The sequence below is a fragment of the Spiroplasma endosymbiont of Lariophagus distinguendus genome (assembly GCF_023846195.1).
Taxonomy (GTDB): Bacteria; Bacillota_I; Bacilli_A; order Mycoplasmatales; family VBWQ01; genus Spiroplasma_E.
In genome coordinates this window covers 1-807 of sequence record NZ_JALMUW010000148.1, presented here as the reverse complement: position 1 = coordinate 807, position 807 = coordinate 1, and the positions used below count along the sequence as shown (strand labels likewise).

Genomic DNA, 807 nt, shown 5'->3' with positions numbered 1-807 from the left:
TTAAACAATACGATCAATAATATTTTACAACCAGGATTAATTATTAAAATTGAATATAAAAATGATAATTTACAATATAAGTTACCATGATCAAATTTTATTTATTTAAAAACAGAAAATGATAATTATTTGGTATTAGCAGTTCCCGATAGTGAAGAAGCTAATTTTCAAATATTAAATAAAGAAGGTAGAAAAATTTTGATTAAAAAATTAATTGAAGAGGAAAAATATTATTTTTTATCTAGAAAATTTTGTAATTTATACACTAAATTTACATTAGTTGAAGATAATTTCTTAAGTGAAAAGGAAGTAAGCAAAATTTTTAAAAAAATAGAAGTATTAGAAAATATTAAAACTATTGAAAATGAAACTCCTCAATTAACAAATAATAAACAAAAAGAATTTTTTCAAACAAAACTTAATGAAATATTTCAAAAAATTGAAGAACAATATCAGTCACTTATAACATCATTAAAAGAAATTTTTCCTATTGAAAGATTAAAAGTTATTAGTAGTTGAAAGACAATTGATAATAATGAAAATTTAGCAACTAAAAATGAAGATTCTTTATTATTTGAAACGATTATTAAATATATTGATACATATATAGAAGATTTAATTCCAAAAATTAAAGCAAAAGTTGAAAAAGAATGAGAAGAAACTGAAGATGAAGATTGAGATGCAGTTGAAGCAATAACTACTGCTTTCAAATCTGATTTTGAAAAAAAAGATACTGAAATTCAACATTTAAAAAAAATTCTTGAAGAAAAAGAAGAAAAAATTGCACAACTGAACGAAAGGGTCACC

The 807-nt window shown here is 20.8% G+C and carries 1 protein-coding gene; it reads left to right on the top strand.

Annotation, left to right across the window (positions count from 1 at the left end; genetic code table 4):
- On the top strand, positions 1 to 807 hold an 807-nt coding region (locus M0D11_RS06205), incomplete at both ends, for a hypothetical protein (protein WP_252321074.1).